This is a genomic window from Vibrio sp. V08_P9A1T1 (assembly GCF_963874405.1).
GTDB lineage: Bacteria > Pseudomonadota > Gammaproteobacteria > Enterobacterales > Vibrionaceae > Vibrio > Vibrio anguillarum.
The window spans coordinates 1-20,498 of the sequence record NZ_CAWNIB010000144.1; the positions used below are offsets into that span (position 1 = coordinate 1).

Genomic DNA, 20,498 nt, shown 5'->3' on the forward strand with positions numbered 1-20,498 from the left:
GGCGCTATTCTTTTCTTCGAAAAGAATTTGGAGCGACACACGAGGTTCGAACTCGTGACCTCAACCTTGGCAAGGTTGCGCTCTACCAACTGAGCTAGTGTCGCAATGATTAATCGTATTTACGCTTAATCTAAATTTGGTTGCGGGGGCTGGATTTGAACCAACGACCTTCGGGTTATGAGCCCGACGAGCTACCAAGCTGCTCCACCCCGCGTCCGTATTGTGTCACCGTTAAGTACGGTGAAAACTTAAACCTGTTCACTTTCTAATAAGAGAAAGTGCAGCGACACACGAGGTTCACTTTCTTTAAACAAAGAGGCGTGACCTCAACCTTAACTAGGTTGTGCGGCGCTATTCTTTTCTTCGAAAAGAATTTGGAGCGACACACGAGGTTCGAACTCGTGACCTCAACCTTGGCAAGGTTGCGCTCTACCAACTGAGCTAGTGTCGCAATGATTAATCGTATTCACGCTTAATCTAAATTTGGTTGCGGGGGCTGGATTTGAACCAACGACCTTCGGGTTATGAGCCCGACGAGCTACCAAGCTGCTCCACCCCGCGTCCGTATTGTGTCACCGTTAAGTACGATGAAAACTTAAACCTGTTCACTTTCTAACAAGAGAAAGTGCAGCGACACACGAGGTTCACTTTCTTTAAACAAAGAGGCGTGACCTTAACCTTAACTAGGTTGTGCGGCGCTATTCTTTTCTTCGAAAAGAATTTGGAGCGACACACGAGGTTCGAACTCGTGACCTCAACCTTGGCAAGGTTGCGCTCTACCAACTGAGCTAGTGTCGCATTCACAACGTTTCCGTTGTTCAGGGCTGCGAATTATAAGAGCATTTTCTTATGATGCAAGCCCTTACTGGCAAAAAATCTTTTTTTTTTTTTTTTGACGAAAAAGAACGCAAATATGGCGTATTAATCACAAAAACTGGTTAACACGCCATCAGCAAAAAATGCCGTTCTGAAAATTAAATACTGAATATGGTCTTACGGTAGTACTGAAGCTCAGCAATAGACTCACGAATATCATCTAAAGCCAGGTGGCTACCTTGCTTAGAAAAGCCATCCAATACTTCTGGCTTCCAACGGCGAGTCAGCTCTTTTAGCGTACTGACATCCACATAACGGTAATGGAAGTAGGCTTCCAGCTCAGGCATATGTTTATAAAGAAAGCGGCGATCTTGCCCAATACTGTTGCCACAAATAGGAGATTTACCTTTAGGCACCCACTTTTCCAAAAACGTAATGGTCTGTTCAACCGCTTCTTGTTGTGTCACTGAGTCATGACGTACTCGCTCGACCAAACCGCTTTTGGTATGTGTTGTGGTGCACCATTCATCCATTTTAGCCAATTCAGCTTCTGATTGATGAACAGCCAACACTGGGCCTTCAGCCAAAATGTTCAACTCACTATCAGTCACAATGGTGGCAATCTCGATAATTTTGTGAGTTTCAGGGTCTAAGCCTGTCATCTCAAGATCAACCCAAATCAAGTTTTGATCGCTAAAAGACATAAATACGTTGCCTATATTGGTTTGCAGATAAAAAAGGTACTATACCCAAATTCAGATCCCCAAGATACCTTTGGACATTGGATCCAAACGGTATGATTTTGAGTAAAATCTCAACGTTGGATCAAAACGTATCATAATCATGAAGTAGATAATCGTGGCAAAGAAAAAGAAGCTGACGAAAGGTCAAGTACGACGCGTTCGTAATAATCAGAGTAAACGACTCAAAAAAGAGGACACAGTTTCGTGGGATGAAGCCATGCTCGGCACCGCAAAAACTGGGTTAGTGATTACTCGTTTTGGCCAACATGCCGATGTTGAAGATTTAGAGACTCACACCATCCACCGCTGTAATTTACGCCGAGGCATTGAAACGCTGGTCTCAGGAGATCGTGTTATTTGGCGCCCTGGACTCGAATCGATGGCGGGTATCTCTGGCGTTGTCGAAGCGGTTGAACCGCGCAAATCGGTTCTGACTCGTCCAGATTATTACGACGGTTTGAAACCAGTCGCGGCAAACATTGATCAGATGGTCATTGTGTCATCCGTACTACCGGAACTGTCACTCAATATCATCGACCGTTATTTGATCGCTTCAGAAACCGTGAATATTGCGCCGCTAGTGGTACTGAATAAGATTGATTTACTCAGCGATGAATTGCGTAACCAATATCAAGAGTCGTTACGTGTGTACGAACGCATTGGCTACAAAGTGCTTTTTGTCAGCAAAAAAAGCGGTGAAGGGATTGCTGAGTTAGAAGCGGAACTTGGCGGACGGATCAACATATTTGTTGGTCAATCTGGCGTTGGTAAATCCAGCCTAGTGAACGCATTAATGCCAAATTTGGAAGATGAAATTGAAGAAGGTGAAGTTTCTCAAGCATCTGGACTTGGTCAACATACCACCACTGCGGCTCGCTTGTATCATATCCCTACAGGCGGTGATTTGATCGACTCGCCGGGAGTGCGTGAATTTGGTTTATGGCACTTGGAAGCTGAAGCGATCACTGAAGCCTTTGTCGAATTTCGTCCCTTCTTAGGCGGCTGTAAGTTTAGAGACTGTAAACACGCTGACGATCCGGGTTGCTTACTACGTGAAGCCGTGGAAAAAGGTGATATTAGTAACACGCGCTTTGAGAACTACCACCGAATTTTAGAAAGCATGTCGGAAAACAAAGCTAACCGCCAATATTCGCGTAACAAAAAAGCGGATTTATAAATAGCATCGAGTTTTACCCCGGCAAATGTCCGCAGACTTGATCGATAAATTTTTTATCTGTCGCCATCGAATAATCCGTAAGCAATGGTGACTAACTGCTGACATGGTGAGAGTTTTTCAGTAACATCTCGCGCCCAAAGTGAAGAACATACAGTTAACATTGGAATCAGAGACAATGGATAAAATTAAAGTTGGACTGCAATACTGGATCCCACAACATGGCTTAACACGCCTGATGGGTAAACTCGCATCAGCGAAAGCTGGCGGTCTAACCACTGCAGTCATTCGTTGGTTTATTAAACAATATAATGTCAACATGGATGAAGCTCTGCATTCAGATCCTAGCCATTTCAAAACATTCAATGAATTCTTTGTTCGTGAATTGAAAGCCGATGCTCGGCCAATCAGTGACGGTGATAGCTTAATCACCCATCCGGCCGATGCTTGCGTTAGTCAATTCGGGCCGATTCAAGATGGCAAGCTGATCCAAGCGAAAGGCCACCATTTTACAGCGGTAGAATTGCTCGGTGGTGATGCAAAGCTGGCGCAAGAGTTTGAAGATGGCGAATTTGCCACGCTTTATTTATCACCTCGCGACTACCACCGCGTACACATGCCTTGCGATGGCGTGTTACGTCAAATGATTTATGTTCCGGGCGATCTTTTCTCGGTTAACCCACTAACAGCCGAAAATGTACCGAACCTGTTTGCTCGCAATGAGCGCGTGGTGTGTATTTTTGATACTGAGTTTGGCCCAATGGCACAAGTGCTTGTCGGAGCGACCATTGTTGGCAGTATTGAGCTAGTTTGGTCAGGGACTGTCACGCCTCCGCGCGGCAATACCGTTTATCGCTGGGATTATCCAGCCCAAGGCAATACCTCTGTTGTACTGAAAAAAGGACAAGAGATGGGTCGCTTTAAGCTAGGCTCAACGGTGATCAACCTGTTTGCAAAAGATAAAATTCGCTTTGATGAGTCTATGCAACACAATGCTACAACGGTTATGGGTACTCCATACGCACAGCAACGTTAATCGCCATCTCTTAATGTTCCCTGCCGAATGCGTTAGCTCTGCATGTTCAGAGCTAACGCCTCTAGATGTTTCGCTTTTTTTCTTTATTGATAAAAAACAAAGCTGCTGCATATTCCTTCGCTAAAACTCAAAATTTCAAGCCGCGTCTAAGACCTTCATTCACATATCATTTACGCTAGTTACTTCAAGTTAACCTAATGAAGGTCATGTGATATGCCTACCATGAATACGGGAATGCTGATAAAGCTTGCGATCTGCTTTTTGCTGCCCATCGGTGTTTTACTGATGCCCATTGATGCAATACCGATTGATGACTTAACCTTAATTCAACATCGATTACTGGCTATTTTTTTATTGGCTGCTCTGCTTTGGGTATTGGAGCCAGTTCCTGTATTTGCCACCTCCATTTTGATCATTGCGCTCGAATTGGTGATGATTTCAGATAAAGGCTTGCATCTCTTTCGTTCGCCACCCGCTGGGCATGATATCGGCGAGTTAATGAAGTACACCGATATTTTCAGCGCTTTCTCTTCACCGATTATTATCTTGTTCATGGGCGGCTTTGCACTGGCGATTGCTGCTTCTAAATATGAACTGGACAACAACTTAGCCCGAGTTTTACTCAAACCTTTTGGTACTCAACCCCGCTTTATTATGCTGGGGCTAATGTTGATCACTGCGGTATTTTCTATGTTTATGTCCAATACCGCGACTACTGTGATGATGCTGGCGCTGCTCGGGCCGATCGTCGCTTCAGCTCCAAAAGGGGATTTAGGCATCAAAGCCTTAGTGCTCTGCATTCCGATTGCAGCGAACACCGGTGGTATTGCCACGCCTATCGGTACGCCACCCAATGCGATCGCGCTGCAATATCTCACCGGAAGCAATAGCATTGATTTCTTTTCTTGGATGATGATGGGCTTGCCGTTTGTGATTATTCAGCTCACGTTAGCTTGGTTTTTGCTACAAAAACTGTTTCCCTCTTCAGAAAAACAGATGGTGCTGAAACTAAACGGAACATTCCAAAAAAATTGGCGTGCAATCGTGGTCTACATTACTTTTGCCGCCACCATAGTGCTGTGGATGACCACCTCTCTACACGGCATGAACACCTATGTGGTATCTATTATTCCTTTGGCGGTTTTTACACTCACCGGCATTATGGGCAAAGAGGAACTGAAACAGATCAACTGGGACGTCTTGTGGCTAGTGGCTGGCGGGATAGCGATTGGAATTGGGCTAGATAAAACAGGGCTCGCTTCAGCATTAGCTCACGCGATTGATTACAGTTCTCTATCGCCTATCTCGGTCGTCATCACCCTGTCGCTCGTTTGTTGGCTCATGGCAAACTTCATGTCCAATACCGCGACCGCTAACTTACTCATGCCGATCGCCGCCGCGATTGGCACATCCATGGAAAGCTTGGCCAGTATTGGTGGTATACAAAGTTTGTTAGTGGTTGTCGCCTTTTCTGCCTCACTGGGTATGATTTTACCTGTCTCAACACCGCCGAACTCACTGGCCTATTCTACCGGGCTTATTGAGAGTAAAGACATGGCCAAAACAGGTCTGATTATTGGCGTTGTTGGCTTGTGCATTGTCTATGCTGCCGCGCTGTTACTGACCTAACCTTGGGTGACTGCGACTTGCATTGAGCGTCAAGACTGAATGCAGGTCGCAAAGATGAATCATTCCAGCCTAAAACTAAGTAAAAGCGAATCAACGAGATGAACAATAATCGAGCACGATCATATTAATCAAAGCTACATTCTCGTAGGATTACTCTGATTTACTTATTCATTTATCTGAAGAAACATGAAACGGCTTCATCATTTCGCTGCAACTAAGCGTAGGAGCCGTTAATTCATCTTTTCCTGATCTGAGCTATCGACACGCGGTTGTCAAACCGTTCTAGGGACATAACCCATGAGACATACCATCAAATTTAAAATTCAAGTCGCTATCGCCATCATCATCGCAATCGTCAGTGGCGTCCAAGCTTGGATCTCCGTCAGTCAATTACAGCAAGAAACGACCTATGCCATTAATAGTGAAATGGAAAACACCAGTCTTGCTACTCGCCATTACATCAGTGATTGGCTTGGGATCCGCAGCAATATGATGTTGGCCAATGAACCTTTTATTGCTAATAATAACAATGCTGACCAAGCGTTGCTGGTGACTAAAAAGAGCGGTGATTTTCTTTCTGTTTATGCTGGTTTTAGTGATGGCAGCATTGCTTATGGTGATAAAACCGAAGATTGGCCAAGTGATTATGATCCAAGAACGCGCCCTTGGTATAAAGATGCAATGGCACAATCAGGGCTTATAATTACCGAACCCTACCAAGATTTTGATGGCAGCATCGTGGTCAGCTTCGCCAAAGCTTTTAAAGGTCAAAAACAAGGCGTACTCGCCGCCGATTTAACGGTAACCAATCTCATTAAAGAAGTGCTGAATGTTAAATTGAACAATCAAGGTTTTGCGTTTCTAGTTGATGGTAATAACAACATTGTTGCCTACCAAGATGAAGCTTTAAGCCAAAAACCTTTAACCAATTTAAACAACGAATTAGATTCCCAGCACATGGCCAGCTTAGCCCGAGAAAATCGCGTGGATACCATCGCTTGGCCAAAGCAAGGCAACAAATTAATTTACGTCTCACAAATACCAAATACCGATTGGTTACTGGGCATTGTGGTGGATAAAGAGATGGCCTACGCCTCGGTTTCTGAGCAAATAACCTTTACCGCCATTGCCTCTTTAGTGCTCTACATTATTATCGCCAGCATCAGCACTTGGGTTGTAACCCGCTTACTGCAACCACTGCAGGTATTGTCGAACGCTTTAGCGCAATTAGCGCAAGGAGAAGGCGACCTCACCCAACGCATCGACATTCGACGCATGGATGAAATCGGTGAATTGGCCGAGAAAGTGAATCTCTTTTTAAGTCAAATGCAGGAGATGCTGAAAGGGATCGTCAGCCGTAGCCAACAACTTTCCCAGCAAGCACAAGATGCCAATGACCTTTCTGCTCAAGCTTCCATGCGAGTTGAGCACCAACAAAATGATGTCAACCAAATAGCCACCGCGATTCACGAGATGTCGGCTACCGCCGCTGAGGTGGCTAGCCATGCCGAACTGACCGCTAGCGCGTCACAAGCATCGGCCTCAGCTTGTGATGACGGGCAGGCGGTTATCAAAAAGAATCGTGATTCCATTACTCACTTAGCCAATCAGGTCGATAGTGCGGCCAAAGTGATCCGAGAGTTGGAGAGCAATGCTCAAAGTATCAACCAGATCCTATCCACCATTCAAAGTATTGCCGAACAAACCAATCTGTTAGCACTCAATGCGGCGATTGAAGCGGCCCGCGCTGGTGACCAAGGCCGTGGTTTTGCTGTGGTAGCCGACGAAGTTCGTGTGCTCAGCCAACGTACACATGGTTCAACGGAAGAGATCCGCACCATGATAGAAACCTTGCAGCGCAATACTCAACATGCGGTCGAGAATATGGAAGCAAGCACCAAACTGGCCGACCACAGTGTTGACTATGCCGAACAAGCTCACGACAGTTTAGTGCGGATCACGCAAGCCATTACCGAGATCAATGATATGGCCTTGCAAATTGCCAGTGCCGCTGAAGAGCAGCGAGCCGTCAGCGAAGACATTAGCCGCAATACACAAGGTATCAAAGACGCTTCTGATGACCTTGCTAGTCAAACTCAGCAGAGCAGCCACAGCGCTCATGAAATGCATTTATCGGCAGAAGCCATGCGTAACGATATTCGCCGCTTCAAAGTGTAAATCCTCTTGGCTTGCCTCTTTTAATCACATTGAGGCAAGCCCATAAATTCCCTTTGTTTTCCCCTAGCGCTTAAGGCATATTGAGATCCTTCCCTCGTTCAAGGATGTTTACATGGGCTACGAATGGCTCGCGCTTGCTGCCGCGTTTCTTTGGGCAGTAGCCAGTTTACTGTCTGTTACTCCCGCTCGCCATTTAGGAACCTTTGCTTATAGCCGTTGGCGGATGGGCTGTACTTCTCTCATTTTAGTGAGCATGGCGCTGGCAACTGGCGGCTGGGCAACGGTAAACAGCGAGATGGTGACACCCATGATGTATTCGGGGTTGATTGGCATATTCATTGGCGATACGGCGCTGTTTGCGTGTTTAAATCGCATGGGGCCAAGACAAGCGGGTTTGCTCTTTTCCTGCCATGCCGTTTTTTCGGCCATTCTCGGCTATTTTTTATTCAGCGAAAGCATGAGCCATGCAGAGCTAGTGGGCGCAACTTTTGTCTTTTCAGGTGTTCTAACGGCCATCTTTTTTGGCCGCCGAGGGCAAAATCATAATGCATTGGAAACAATTAAAGGCCGAGTATGGGTTGGCATTGCACTTGGCCTTATCGCGGCTCTATGCCAAGCATTGGGTGGGATCATCGCCAAACCTGTGATGCAAACGGGGATCGACCCCATCGCCGCTTCCGCAATTCGAATGCTCACCGCCTTCACCGCACACTGCTTACTGTTGGCTACTGGTGCAAAATTAGCACGCGCCACTCAAGCCATTACGCTGCCCATTTTTACCATTACTGCCATCAACGGTTTTCTTGCGATGGCGGTCGGAATGACGTTAATTCTCTACGCACTGCGTGAAGGCAACGTGGGTATGGTGGCCCTGCTCTCCTCAACCACGCCCATCATGTTGTTGCCTATTTTATGGATGTATACCAAACAGCGGCCCAACCGCTTCGCTTGGTGCGGCGCACTGTTTGCCGTGCTTGGGACGGGAATGTTAGTTTATTAAATGGCGCTAAAAAGGCACCGATGTTGATCAATAGGCTACCTTTATAGGCATTGATAGGGAGAATCATTGATCTTAACCTACTGCAATCGCTTCAAAGTGTAGTAAAATTACGCTAATTTCTGTTTAAGTTACTTTGAATTTGACGAGGTCATAACTATGTCAGCTAAGAAGCCAATGGCTTTAGTAATTCTTGACGGTTGGGGTTACCGTGAAGATAACGCACACAACGCAATCAGCAATGCACATACTCCAGTCATGGATAGCTTAATTGCAAACAACCCAAACACTCTGATTTCTGCTTCTGGTATGGATGTAGGTTTACCGGATGGTCAAATGGGTAACTCAGAAGTCGGTCACACCAATATCGGTGCTGGTCGTATTGTTTACCAAGACCTGACACGCATTACTAAATCAATTCTTGATGGTGAATTCCAACAAAACGAAGTGTTAGTCAACGCGATGGATAAAGCCATCAAAGCGGGCAAAGCGGTTCACCTATTGGGACTAATGTCGCCAGGTGGTGTTCACTCGCATGAAGATCATATCTACGCTGCCGTTGAAATGGCTGCTGCCCGTGGCGCTGAGAAAATCTACCTCCACTGCTTCCTTGATGGCCGTGATACGCCACCACGCAGTGCCGAAGCCTCATTGCAACGCTTCCAAGACCTATTTTCTAAATTAGGTAAAGGTCGTATCGCCTCACTGATTGGTCGTTACTACGCCATGGATCGCGATAACAACTGGGAACGCGTACAAAAAGCTTACGACCTATTGGTTGAAGCCAAAGCAGAATTTACTTTTGATTCCGCCGTAGCAGGCCTTGAAGCCGCTTACGCACGTGAAGAAAATGATGAATTTGTTAAAGCGACAGAAATCAAAGCTGAAGGCCAAGACTCTGCTGCGATTGAAGATGGCGATGCCGTGATTTTCATGAACTACCGCGCCGACCGTGCACGTGAAATTACTCGCGCTTTCATACCAGATTTCAACGGGTTTGAACGTGCGAAGTTCCCAGCAATTGACTTTGTGATGCTAACCCAATACGCCGCCGACATTCCTCTGCTGTGCGCATTTCCACCAGCATCACTAGAAAACACCTACGGTGAGTGGCTATCAAAGGCGGGCAAAACTCAGTTGCGCATCTCTGAAACAGAAAAATACGCGCACGTCACCTTCTTCTTTAACGGTGGTGTTGAGAACGAATTCCCAGGCGAAGAGCGCCAATTGGTTGCTTCACCTAAAGTGGCAACTTACGATCTGCAACCGGAAATGAGCGCGCCTGAACTGACTGAAAAACTCGTTGCGGCAATCAAATCGGGTAAATACGATGCGATTATCTGTAACTACCCGAACGGCGATATGGTTGGTCATACTGGTATTTACGAAGCGGCCGTGAAAGCATGCGAAGCGCTTGATGAGTGTATCGGAAAAGTGGTTGAAGCGATTAAAGAAGTCGATGGCCAGCTACTGATCACAGCAGACCACGGCAATGCAGAAATGATGGTGAACCCAGAAACAGGGGGCATTCATACCGCACATACCAATCTGCCAGTGCCGCTTATCTACGTCGGTAGCAAAGATCTTAAGCTAAGAGATGGTGGTAAGCTTTCTGACCTAGCACCAACGATGCTTGCTCTATCGAACATGGACATCCCGGCAGAAATGTCTGGTCAAGTGTTGTTTAAATAACTCACCAACCACGTGCTATTGAGCCTCGATAAATATCGAGGCTTTTTTTTTCGCCCAAGAACTCGATTTGATTGCAAGTTTTGACATAGGGCTTTCGCCTCGCGGATGGCTTTGAGTATACTGACTCACTAATTTGTCGATAGAGACTTGAAAACGGATGAGAAACAAGCCTTCACCACACCCACTTACTATAACGACTTGGTGGCATGCACTTAGCCTAGTGATGGTGTTAGGGCTAGCTTGCCTCTCCAGCTCACCGTTAATGGCTGCCACACAACAAGAGCTAAAAGGGGTGAAAGGCGAAATTTCTCGTCAGCAGCAAGCGTTAAATAATCGACAAAAAGAGCTCGATTCGTTGCAAAATGCGCTTAAAAAGCAAGAAGTGGGCATTTCAAGTCTAGAAAATCAGATCAAAAACACCAAATCAGAATTAGTAGTGGCCAACGCTAATATCGCTAAACTCAAGCAAAAGATCACAGCCTTAGAAACACAACAAACACAGCAAACCGCCAAATTAGCTCAACTGATCAAAACCTATTACGCCACTCAGCGAGCGACAGCCTCATCCAACATACTCAATAATGGCGTGGAAGAAGATCGCATCAGCCAGTATTACCAACACTTGGCGAAGGCGCGCAGCCAAACCATCCAACAGCTTGAACTTACGCAAAAAGAACTCAATGAAAGTGAAAAACAGCTGCGACTTGAACGAGACCAAATCGCCTCTCTATTAGAACAGCAGACCCAAAAGCGCGCTACATTGGCAAAAACGCAGTCAGAACGACGCAGTACGGTGGGTAAAATTCAAAAAAGTATTTCCGGTGATAAAGTCTACTTAGCGGAATTGCAACGCAATGAAACGCGATTACAAGCGGAAATCGCCAAAGCAGCAAAACGTAACGCTGTACTAATGGATGGGTTAGCGCCGCAAAAAGGCAAGCTACCTTGGCCAGTCAAAGGCAAAATCCTGCATGCTTTTGGTACACGTCAAAGTGGACAAATTGACTGGAAAGGTCTAGTCATTGACGCCAATTATGGTCAAAACGTCAAAGCGGTTTATTCTGGCACGGTCGTGTTTGCTGAATATCTACGTGGTTATGGGCTGGTGGTTTTGCTCGATCATGGCAAAGGCGATATGACCTTATACGGCTTTAACCAAAGTTTGCTCAAAAAAGAGGGCGATAAAGTCACCGCCGGTGAAACCATTGCTTTAGCGGGAGACACTGGCGGTCAATCTCAGCCAGCGCTCTATTTCGAAATTCGTCGCAACAGTAAAGCCGAAGACCCAACACGCTGGCTCAGTCGCTAGCAAAACACATCCATCACCCTGTTAATCCGGGCGAGCGTTAGTGTGATGAATAGTACGCTTCTACTTGAGTAATGAATTGGGTCAATTGTCTTTTATCCAACGAATTAATACCCGCCGCCGCTTCTCGCCCGCCTCCGGTTGCAAAGGCGCTGCATAACCTATCCGCTCCCTGTTTATTGGTTAATGGAGCACGTAGCGAAACGGTATAACCACCCGATGAATTTACCGTTAAAACCATATGTGCCGCGGCAGGTGCTTGATTGGCTAGCCAATTACTAAACACACCACTCACTCGCTGTGATGATGCACAGTCTGGCAGCTCGTATACGCTCAAACAGGCACTTTTATAGATAGGCTCTAACGACTGAGCAAGCTGCATATCTTGCTCATAAGCGTGCTGCAAATGATAAAAAGGGGAGTTGTCATCCTTCATTAAATCAAACGGTGAAGGATAAACTAGCAAGGCTTGGTACAAATCAGCGGGGTGATAATGAAGCTGCTCTATCGTCTCTCCATAACCGTTATAGTTAATCAAGGTGCCTAAGTTTTTTAGTTGTTCAGCTTGAGTGGTAGTTAGCCCCGCGTTGCGCGCTAAAGTATCCGCTTTAGCAATCAAATTATCGCCATAAGCTGCCACAATCGCCCACTCATGGAACGGACCACCTAACCACTGATCAATAATTAATGCCGTACAAGTATTAGGGTCCAAATCAATATGGGCGTCAAGCAGCGGAGTCTCGGGGATTGAGCCTGCATAGTGATGATCGGCATAAAACACCGTCACCCCCGCCGCAAGAGCCTGCTGTAAAGGTTGCTGATTCTTCTCCATCGAAATATCTAACACGGTCAGACTATCTCGGGATTGAAGATTAAGACGCTGAAGCAATTTGATATCACGCTTAACCCCAGTAACTAGGGTCGTCGTGCGAGGGTAAGCAAGCCGCAGCTGAAGAAGAGAGATGATGCCATCAGCATCACCGTTAAAAACGTCATAGTGCATATCAACACCACCCTTAGAGATGTATAGCTAAGAAGCTAACAGCTTCAAAGGATTAAGAACAATACTCAAAGGTTATAACTAAGCACACATTATGATGCGTGCATCGCCCGCACACCTTCCTCTAATAATAGAAGCTGTTCAAGACCTTGTTCCGTTGCTTTGGGTTTAACGACTGCGATCATCTGTAGCATGCCTTGATGAATCACTTGCTCGGTGATCTGCGTTTTGGAAAACATCGCTGACTGATAACTCAACCAACACGAGGCCGTCATATGGAGAGTGGTCACTAAAGATTGCATATCTTCTTTTCCGACAGACAGCAATTTCAGCTCAACAAAAGCGTGCATAATATTAATGAGATTAGTTTGCAGCTTTTCTTGTACTTGAATGTACTCACCATGTAGTACTTCATCACGCTGCAGGATTTCCGGTAAATTGGCATAGAAAAAACGGTATTTCCACATCAAAGTGAAGATCGAATCAAGATAATGCTTTAACAGAGTTAAGCTTTCGCGCTGTGCCGCAATCGGCTGAAAACGTTCGAGTAACTCTGCTGAATAGAGAGCAAAAATATCACGAACAATTTCTTGTTTATTACGAAAGTGATAATACAAATTACCTGGGCTGATTTCGATATGTGCTGCGATATGGTTAGTGGTCACCGTTCTTTCACCATGTTCATTAAACAGCGCTAATGCAGCATAAACGATCTTATCTTTGGTCTTCATCTTGTCTTATTACCTCTTTACCTCTGTGAACCTGCTCCTATCAAATAACAGGATGAGAGTGAGAAACGGTGCATTATCGGCGATAAGGCACCGCAAACCTATTATTGATGGTACGGTTTAGACAAGGCGTGCACCGCATCAACAAATATGCCCGCATTTTCCGGTGGCACATCTAAATGGATACCGTGTCCGAGGTTAAAGACATGGCCCGTTCCACCATGACCGAACCCTTCAAGAATGGTCGCCACTTCTTGACGAATACGATCATGCGGAGCATAAAGCATGGATGGGTCCATATTACCTTGCAGCGCCACCTTGTCACCGATACGCGCTTTGGCGTCGGCAATATTGATGGTCCAATCAAGCCCTACAGCATCACAACCCGTTGCAGCAATCTGCTCCAGCCACATGCCACCGTTTTTGGTAAACAGAGTGACGGGTACGCGGCGACCTTCATTTTCACGAATTAAACCATCCACAATTTTGTGCATATACTGTAGTGAAAAGAGGTTGTAGTCGCGCGGCGTCAGTACTCCGCCCCAAGTATCAAAAATCATAACAGACTGAGCACCCGCTTTGATTTGTGCGTTAAGGTATTCAATAACACTGTCTGCCAGTTTATCGAGCAAGGCGTGCAGCACGCTAGGATCGGCGTACATCATTTTTTTGATCTTAGTGAAGGCTTTTGAGCTGCCACCTTCCACCATATAAGTCGCGAGTGTCCATGGGCTGCCTGAAAAACCGATCAATGGAACTTCACCTTGTAGATCTTTGCGGATCTGGCGTACGGCATTCATCACATATTGCAGTTCGCCTTCCGGATCCGGTAAGCCAATTTTATCGACATCGGCTTTACAAGTGATCGGGCGTTCAAACTTTGGCCCTTCTCCCGCTTCAAAATACAAACCCAATCCCATGGCGTCAGGAATGGTTAAAATATCAGAAAATAAAATAGCGGCATCTAATGGAAAGCGACGTAATGGCTGTAATGTCACTTCAGAAGCTAGCTCAGCATTTTTACACAGCGCCATAAAATCGCCTGCTTCGGCACGCGTTGCGCGATACTCTGGCAGGTAACGTCCTGCTTGGCGCATCATCCATACAGGGGTGCAATCGACAGGTTGTTTTAACAGTGCACGCAAGTAGCAATCATTTTTTAATTCAGTCATTCCGTCTTCCAATTTAAAGCTTGTTATTTTTTGTGGCGTTATTCTAGCACTGAATAAGCGCCAAAAACGGTGTGCTTTGCAAGCGAGATCATGTTATTAACTTTTAAATCAATGGTTAATTTGCAAGCAACCTTTAACGGTGTTAAAAATTTGTTCGCTAGCGAAAACTATAATTATAAACTGAGTACTCTGTACTCGGCATCTCATAACGACATCTTACTTACCCCCTCCTTCACCGGAGGGTTTTTTTTAGCAATGCGGCAGTGAATCTTTCTCGATTTCGCTTAACGTGTGCTCTATTAATGCTCTGGCTATCGTCCCTTCGGGCGCAACAGGAGGCAAAGCACTTGCTAAAAACCATTGCGCATCACTCAATTCACTATAGTCGGGTTTTATCGTGCCAGAGTCATATTCCGCCACAAAGCCCATCATCATACTCGATGGAAATGCCCAAGGCTGGCTACCAAAATAGTGAATATTTTTCACATGAATCCCCGTTTCTTCAAGCACTTCACGTGCCACGCACTGCTCTAACGTCTCCCCGACCTCTAAAAAACCAGCAATAACGGTATACATGCCGTTACGATGCCTTGGGTGCTGGGCCAATAAAATTTTATCCTGATTTCGTACCGCGACAATAATGCAAGGAAAGATACGCGGATAATGTAACGTTCGACACTCAGAACATTGCATCGCCAATTGGTTATGGTTTAGGTAATTTCGCCCACCACATTGTGGGCAAAAACGTAACGTTTGGCTCATGTGACCATATTGAAGCGCTTTGCTGATCGCCAAAAACAGTTCTGGTTTGAGATGCAACAATTCGCGTAATGAAGTCATTTCTCGCTCGCCATCAAGATCGGCATCATTAACCCACATCACTGGATAACCATCACAACTATCTACCACCACCGCTTTTTCTAAAGGCAGGGAATATTCGCCCGCAGATCCTAGCGGTAACTCACCATTTATGGTCCAGATCTCACTTCCGGAAACTACACACCAATAAGCGATTTTTGTATCACTATTTTTCAACATGTTGCGACCTCTCTTCTTGCAGTTACCCCATTTTACTGGCAATCTAAATTCATACCAGAATTTGTAACGTTCCAAATTTAGTTCTATAAATTCTAGTAAGGACAATGAGTTGTATCTACGAAGTGCAACCCTACGCAAAGGAAACGGTCACCAGCTTTGTGACCCGATCATGAGGGCATGGTCATGCTAAAAAAACTAAAACGCACACAAGAGCAATGGGGCGGTTACAGTGACGTTATTGATCACTGGTTAAACACGCGACAAACCTTAATTGTAGAGTATTGCAAATTAGCCGCGCTGCAACCTTGCACCGCCAAAACGAATGTTAACGGGCTTCCCTCGCCAGAAGAGCTGCAACGTTTTTGCCAGCAACTGGTCGATTATATTTCCGAAGGTCACTTCAAAATCTACGATATGGTGATGGATAGGTGGCGTGCAACCGGCTTTGAAGCCACCGATGAAATTAATCAGACTTATGGAAAAATTATTGTTACTACGGAGCCGTTACTCAATTTTACAGATAAATACGCGGCAGTGAGTGATGAGGATGATCTCGAAAACTTTGACAACGACCTTTCGCTAATTGGTGAAATTATTGAGGTGCGTTTTGGAGTGGAAGATAGTTTGATTCAACTTATCGCGGACAGCTTGGCTATCCCTCCTGGTGCTTAATATTGAATATTTTGCTGTAATCATTCGCGTAGATTAATTAAGCGCAACAAAAAAGGCACCCGAAGGTGCCTTTTTTAATCAGCGCTGAGATTACTCTTCAGAAGAGAAACCTGCGTTTAGCAGTGCCGCTAGGTTATCTGTCGCTTGTTCAGCAGACGGGCCTTTTAGCTGTGCCGCACGTTTAGCTTGACGTTCTTGGTGGTAAGCGAAACCTGTACCCGCTGGGATCAGACGACCAACGATTACGTTTTCTTTCAGACCGCGAAGATCATCACGTTTACCAGAAACAGCCGCTTCTGTTAGTACGCGAGTTGTCTCTTGGAACGATGCCGCAGAGATGAACGATTCAGTCGCTAGAGATGCTTTAGTAATACCTAGTAGCTCACGCTCGAAACGAGCAGGCTGTTTGCCTTCGGCTTCTAGGTTACGGTTTGCAACTTTCACTTGTGAGTATTCAACTTGCTCACCCGCTAGGAACTCAGAGTCGCCAGCATGAGTAATCGTACACTTACGTAGCATTTGACGAACGATAGTTTCAATGTGCTTATCGTTAATCTTAACGCCTTGCAGACGGTAAACTTCTTGAACTTCGTTAGCGATGTAAGACGTTACAGCATGGATACCACGTAAACGTAGGATATCGTGCGGAGTCTCAGGACCATCAGCAATAACGTCACCACGTTCGATCTTCTCACCTTCAAACACGTTAAGTTGACGATGCTTAGGAATCATTTCTTCATAAGTTTCGTCACCCTCACGAGTGATGATTAGACGACGTTTACCTTTGGTTTCTTTACCAAAGCTCACAGTACCTGTGTGCTCAGCAAGAATCGCAGGCTCTTTTGGTCGACGAGCTTCAAACAAGTCAGCTACGCGAGGTAGACCACCCGTGATGTCTCGGTTACCGCCAGATTTTTGTGGAATACGCGCTAATGTGTCACCAATACCAACTTCAGCACCATCTTCGATGTTAACGATCGCTTTACCCGGTAAGAAGTATTGAGCTGGCATATCAGTACCAGGGATCATGACATCTTTACCTTTCGCATCAACAAGTTTGATAGCTGGACGCATATCTTTACCTGCTGCTGGACGAGCGGCAGCTTCGGTTACTTCGCTTGAAGATAGACCCGTTAGGTCATCTGTTTGGCGAGAAACCGTTACACCATCAATCATATCAACGAATTGGATGCGACCAGCCACTTCAGTGATGATTGGCATGGTGTGCGCTTCCCAGTTAGCCACTGTTTGACCAGCTTCAACCGCGTCGTTATCACCTTTACTCAACACAGAGCCGTAAGGCAGTTTGTGTTTTTCTTTCGTGCGACCAAATTCGTCAATGATAGTCAGCTCTGATGCACGAGATGTGATAACCAGCTTCTTATCTTTGTTGATAACGAACTTAGCGTTGTGAAGTTTCACAGAACCTTTGTTCTTCGCTTGGATGCTGTTCTCTGCCGCAGCAGTAGAAGCCGCACCACCGATGTGGAACGTACGCATCGTTAACTGTGTACCCGGCTCACCGATAGATTGAGCAGCAATAACACCGACTGCCTCACCTTGGTTCACTAGGTGACCACGAGCAAGGTCACGACCGTAACATAGCGCACAACAGCCGAAGTCCGCATCACAGGTTACCACTGAACGTACTTTCATATTATCGACAGAGTTCTCATCGATAATCTGACACCACTTCTCATCAATCAGAGTATTACGTGGAATAAGTACTTCTTCAGTGCCTGGCTTCATCACATCCTCAGCCACAACACGACCAAGAGCCAGTTCAGTTAAAGAAACTTTAACATCACCACCCTCGATATGAGGCATCATGTCGACACCTTCTTGAGTGCCACAGTCATGCTCTGTTACCACAACGTCTTGTGCAACGTCTACTAAACGACGAGTCAGGTAACCTGAGTTCGCTGTTTTAAGTGCTGTATCGGCTAGACCCTTACGTGCACCGTGGGTAGAGATAAAGTACTGTAGTACGTTCAGGCCTTCTTTAAAGTTTGCTGTGATAGGCGTTTCGATGATTGAACCATCTGGACGCGCCATCAGACCACGCATACCTGCAAGCTGACGAATCTGAGCAGCAGAACCACGAGCACCCGAGTCAGCCATCATATAGATGCTGTTAAACGATTCTTGTTGTTCTTCTACACCATCACGGTTGATCACGGTTTCAGAAGATAGGTTATCCATCATCGCTTTCGCAACACGGTCGTTGGTAGACGCCCAGATATCGATAACTTTGTTGTAACGCTCACCCGCCGTAACAAGACCTGATTGGAACTGTTCTTGGATTTCGCGTACTTCTTCTTCAGCTTCAGCAATTTCAGTGTATTTCGCTGCTGGTACAACCATGTCGTCGATACCAACTGACACGCCTGACAGTGCTGCATAAGCAAAACCGGTGTACATGATTTGGTCAGCAAATACGACCGTATCTTTCAAACCAAGCTTACGATACGCTTCGTTTAATAGATTTGAGATCTGTTTCTTACCAAGCTTCTGGTTCACGATGCTGTATGGCAGGCCTTTAGGCACGATTTGCCATAGCATGGCACGACCGACAGTCGTATCGACCATCTTAGTCTCAGTTGTGCTGTAACCATCTTCATCAACAACGGTTTCAGTGATACGTACTTTAACGCGTGCGTGTAGCGCCGCTGTCTTAGTACGGTATGCCTTCTCAGCCTCTTTAGGGCCAGCCAGGTACATACCTTCACCTTGCGCGTTGATTTTTTCGCGAGTCATGTAGTACAGACCCAAGACCACGTCCTGTGAAGGTACGATGATCGGATCACCTGATGCTGGCGACAGAATGTTGTTCGTCGACATCATCAGTGTACGAGCTTCAAGCTGTGCTTCTAAAGTTAGAGGCACGTGAACCGCCATTTGGTCACCATCGAAGTCCGCGTTATACGCCGCACACACAAGTGGGTGCAGTTGAATCGCTTTACCTTCAATCAGTACAGGTTCGAACGCTTGAATACCAAGACGGTGCAGTGTTGGTGCACGGTTTAGTAGTACTGGGTGTTCACGAATCACTTCGTCTAGGATATCCCAAACAACCGCTTCTTCACGCTCAACCATTTTCTTAGCTGCTTTGATCGTCGTGGCCATGCCGCGAGTCTCTAACTTGCTGTAGATAAATGGTTTAAATAGCTCAAGTGCCATCTTCTTAGGAAGACCACACTGGTGCAGACGTAAATATGGACCTACTGTGATTACAGAACGGCCTGAGTAGTCTACACGTTTACCAAGTAGGTTCTGACGGAAACGACCTTGTTTACCCTTGATCATATCAGCAAGAGATTTCAGAGGACGCTTGTTAGAACCTGTGATCGCACGACCGCGACGACCGTTATCAAGTAGCGCATCAACAGACTCTTGCAGCATACGCTTTTCGTTGCGTACGATGATGTCCGGAGCTGCTAGCTCTAGAAGACGCTTCAAACGGTTGTTACGGTTGATCACACGGCGGTACAAATCGTTCAGATCAGATGTCGCAAAACGACCGCCATCTAGTGGTACTAGAGGACGTAGATCTGGCGGAAGTACCGGAAGCACAGTCAGGATCATCCACTCAGGGTTATTACCTGAGCTGATAAACGCTTCAACAAGCTTCAGACGCTTAGTCAGTTTTTTGCGTTTAGTTTCAGAGTTAGTGGTTTGTAACTCCTCACGCATCATCTCTGTTTCAGCGACAAGATCCATTGAACCCAATAGGTCTTTGATCGCTTCTGCGCCCATCTTCGCCGTGAACTCATCGCCCCACTCTTCTAGACGGTCAAGATACTCTTCTTCAGTAAGCATCTGACTCTTTTCTAGATCCGTCATACCCGGCTCTGTTACTACATACATTTCGAAGTAAAGAACACGTTCGATATCACGTAGAGGGATATCCATTAGCAGACCGATACGAGACGGTAGCGATTTTAGGAACCAGATGTGAGCAACCGGTGATGCAAGCTCGATGTGGCCCATACGGTCACGACGAACTTTAGTTTGTGTAACTTCAACGCCACATTTTTCACAGATCACGCCACGGTGTTTCAGACGCTTATATTTACCACAAAGACATTCGTAGTCTTTGACTGGACCAAAAATACGCGCACAGAACAGACCATCACGTTCAGGCTTGAACGTACGATAGTTGATCGTTTCAGGTTTTTTAACTTCACCAAAAGACCATGAACGAATCATGTCAGGTGAAGATAGACCGATTTTGATTGCATCAAATTCTTCGGTCTTATGCTGTGCTTTTAGAAAGTTTAATAAGTCTTTCACAATCAGCTCCTGTAAGGAGTTAAA

14 protein-coding genes and 5 tRNA genes are annotated in these 20,498 nt (G+C 45.9%); 8 read left to right on the forward strand and 11 right to left on the reverse strand.

All coding sequences use genetic code 11. The annotated features are described in order from the left end of the window. Nucleotides 1–28 precede the first annotated feature (28 nt). From AACT21_RS06835 to orn, 6 genes are all read right to left on the reverse strand, one after another. Nucleotides 29–104, reverse strand: a tRNA-Gly gene (locus AACT21_RS06835). A gap of 33 nt (nt 105–137) precedes the next feature. Further along, nucleotides 138–214, reverse strand: a tRNA-Met gene (locus AACT21_RS06840). Between the two features lie 161 nt (nt 215–375). Continuing rightward, nucleotides 376–451 (reverse strand) — tRNA-Gly (locus AACT21_RS06845). A 33-nt stretch (nt 452–484) separates the two neighbouring features. Further along, nucleotides 485–561, reverse strand: a tRNA-Met gene (locus tag AACT21_RS06850). 161 nt (nt 562–722) lie between these two features. Next, a tRNA-Gly gene (locus tag AACT21_RS06855) sits at nt 723–798 on the reverse strand. Nucleotides 799–974: 176 nt separating this feature from the next. Further along, a complete protein-coding gene (orn, locus tag AACT21_RS06860; RefSeq protein WP_010318948.1) occupies nt 975–1,520 on the reverse strand; it encodes an oligoribonuclease in 546 nt (181 codons plus the stop codon). A 154-nt stretch (nt 1,521–1,674) separates the two neighbouring features. Between orn and rsgA the strand changes: the two genes are divergently transcribed. The 7 genes from rsgA (at nt 1,675) to AACT21_RS06895 (ending at nt 11,574) form a co-directional block, all read left to right on the forward strand. Continuing rightward, a complete protein-coding gene (rsgA, locus tag AACT21_RS06865; protein WP_013857936.1) occupies nt 1,675–2,736 on the forward strand; it encodes a small ribosomal subunit biogenesis GTPase RsgA in 1,062 nt (353 codons plus the stop codon). Nucleotides 2,737–2,911: 175 nt separating this feature from the next. Then, complete coding sequence (gene asd / locus AACT21_RS06870) at nt 2,912–3,769, forward strand: archaetidylserine decarboxylase (protein WP_013857937.1); 858 nt, start codon at nt 2,912–2,914, stop codon at nt 3,767–3,769. Nucleotides 3,770–3,982: 213 nt separating this feature from the next. Next, a complete protein-coding gene (locus tag AACT21_RS06875; protein ID WP_064624225.1) occupies nt 3,983–5,398 on the forward strand; it encodes an SLC13 family permease in 1,416 nt (471 codons plus the stop codon). 297 nt (nt 5,399–5,695) lie between these two features. Continuing rightward, nucleotides 5,696–7,576 (forward strand): methyl-accepting chemotaxis protein, encoded by a 1,881-nt coding sequence (locus AACT21_RS06880; protein ID WP_047688356.1) that lies wholly within the window; start codon nt 5,696–5,698, stop codon nt 7,574–7,576. A 112-nt stretch (nt 7,577–7,688) separates the two neighbouring features. After that, nucleotides 7,689–8,576: a DMT family transporter gene (locus tag AACT21_RS06885; RefSeq protein WP_094164541.1), complete on the forward strand. Its 888-nt coding sequence runs from the start codon at nt 7,689–7,691 to the stop codon at nt 8,574–8,576. A gap of 156 nt (nt 8,577–8,732) precedes the next feature. Then, nucleotides 8,733–10,265 (forward strand): 2,3-bisphosphoglycerate-independent phosphoglycerate mutase, encoded by a 1,533-nt coding sequence (gene gpmM, locus AACT21_RS06890; RefSeq protein WP_094164542.1) that lies wholly within the window; start codon nt 8,733–8,735, stop codon nt 10,263–10,265. A 223-nt stretch (nt 10,266–10,488) separates the two neighbouring features. Continuing rightward, nucleotides 10,489–11,574: a murein hydrolase activator EnvC family protein gene (locus AACT21_RS06895; RefSeq protein ID WP_231140426.1), complete on the forward strand. Its 1,086-nt coding sequence runs from the start codon at nt 10,489–10,491 to the stop codon at nt 11,572–11,574. A 37-nt stretch (nt 11,575–11,611) separates the two neighbouring features. Here the strand turns inward: AACT21_RS06895 and AACT21_RS06900 are convergent, their stop codons facing one another. The 4 genes from AACT21_RS06900 to nudC all read right to left on the reverse strand — a co-directional run bounded on the left by AACT21_RS06900 (nt 11,612) and on the right by nudC (nt 15,506). Further along, nucleotides 11,612–12,574, reverse strand: a complete 963-nt coding sequence (locus AACT21_RS06900; protein WP_017046695.1) for a hypothetical protein — start codon at nt 12,572–12,574, stop codon at nt 11,612–11,614. Between the two features lie 89 nt (nt 12,575–12,663). Then, a complete protein-coding gene (locus tag AACT21_RS06905; protein WP_013857945.1) occupies nt 12,664–13,302 on the reverse strand; it encodes a TetR/AcrR family transcriptional regulator in 639 nt (212 codons plus the stop codon). Nucleotides 13,303–13,403: 101 nt separating this feature from the next. Next, nucleotides 13,404–14,471: a uroporphyrinogen decarboxylase gene (hemE, locus tag AACT21_RS06910; RefSeq protein WP_094164543.1), complete on the reverse strand. Its 1,068-nt coding sequence runs from the start codon at nt 14,469–14,471 to the stop codon at nt 13,404–13,406. Between the two features lie 249 nt (nt 14,472–14,720). Next, entirely contained in the window at nt 14,721–15,506 is a 786-nt protein-coding gene (nudC, locus tag AACT21_RS06915; protein WP_170889804.1) for an NAD(+) diphosphatase, read from the reverse strand. Between the two features lie 180 nt (nt 15,507–15,686). Here nudC and AACT21_RS06920 point away from each other — a divergent pair, with 180 nt between their 5' ends. After that, nucleotides 15,687–16,181 (forward strand): Rsd/AlgQ family anti-sigma factor, encoded by a 495-nt coding sequence (locus AACT21_RS06920; RefSeq protein WP_013857948.1) that lies wholly within the window; start codon nt 15,687–15,689, stop codon nt 16,179–16,181. A 90-nt stretch (nt 16,182–16,271) separates the two neighbouring features. Here the strand turns inward: AACT21_RS06920 and rpoC are convergent, their stop codons facing one another. Further along, nucleotides 16,272–20,474 carry a DNA-directed RNA polymerase subunit beta' gene (rpoC, locus tag AACT21_RS06925; protein WP_013857949.1) on the reverse strand — a complete coding sequence of 1,401 codons (4,203 nt, stop codon included), beginning with the start codon at nt 20,472–20,474 and terminating at the stop codon, nt 16,272–16,274. Between the last annotated feature and the right edge of the window lie 24 nt (nt 20,475–20,498).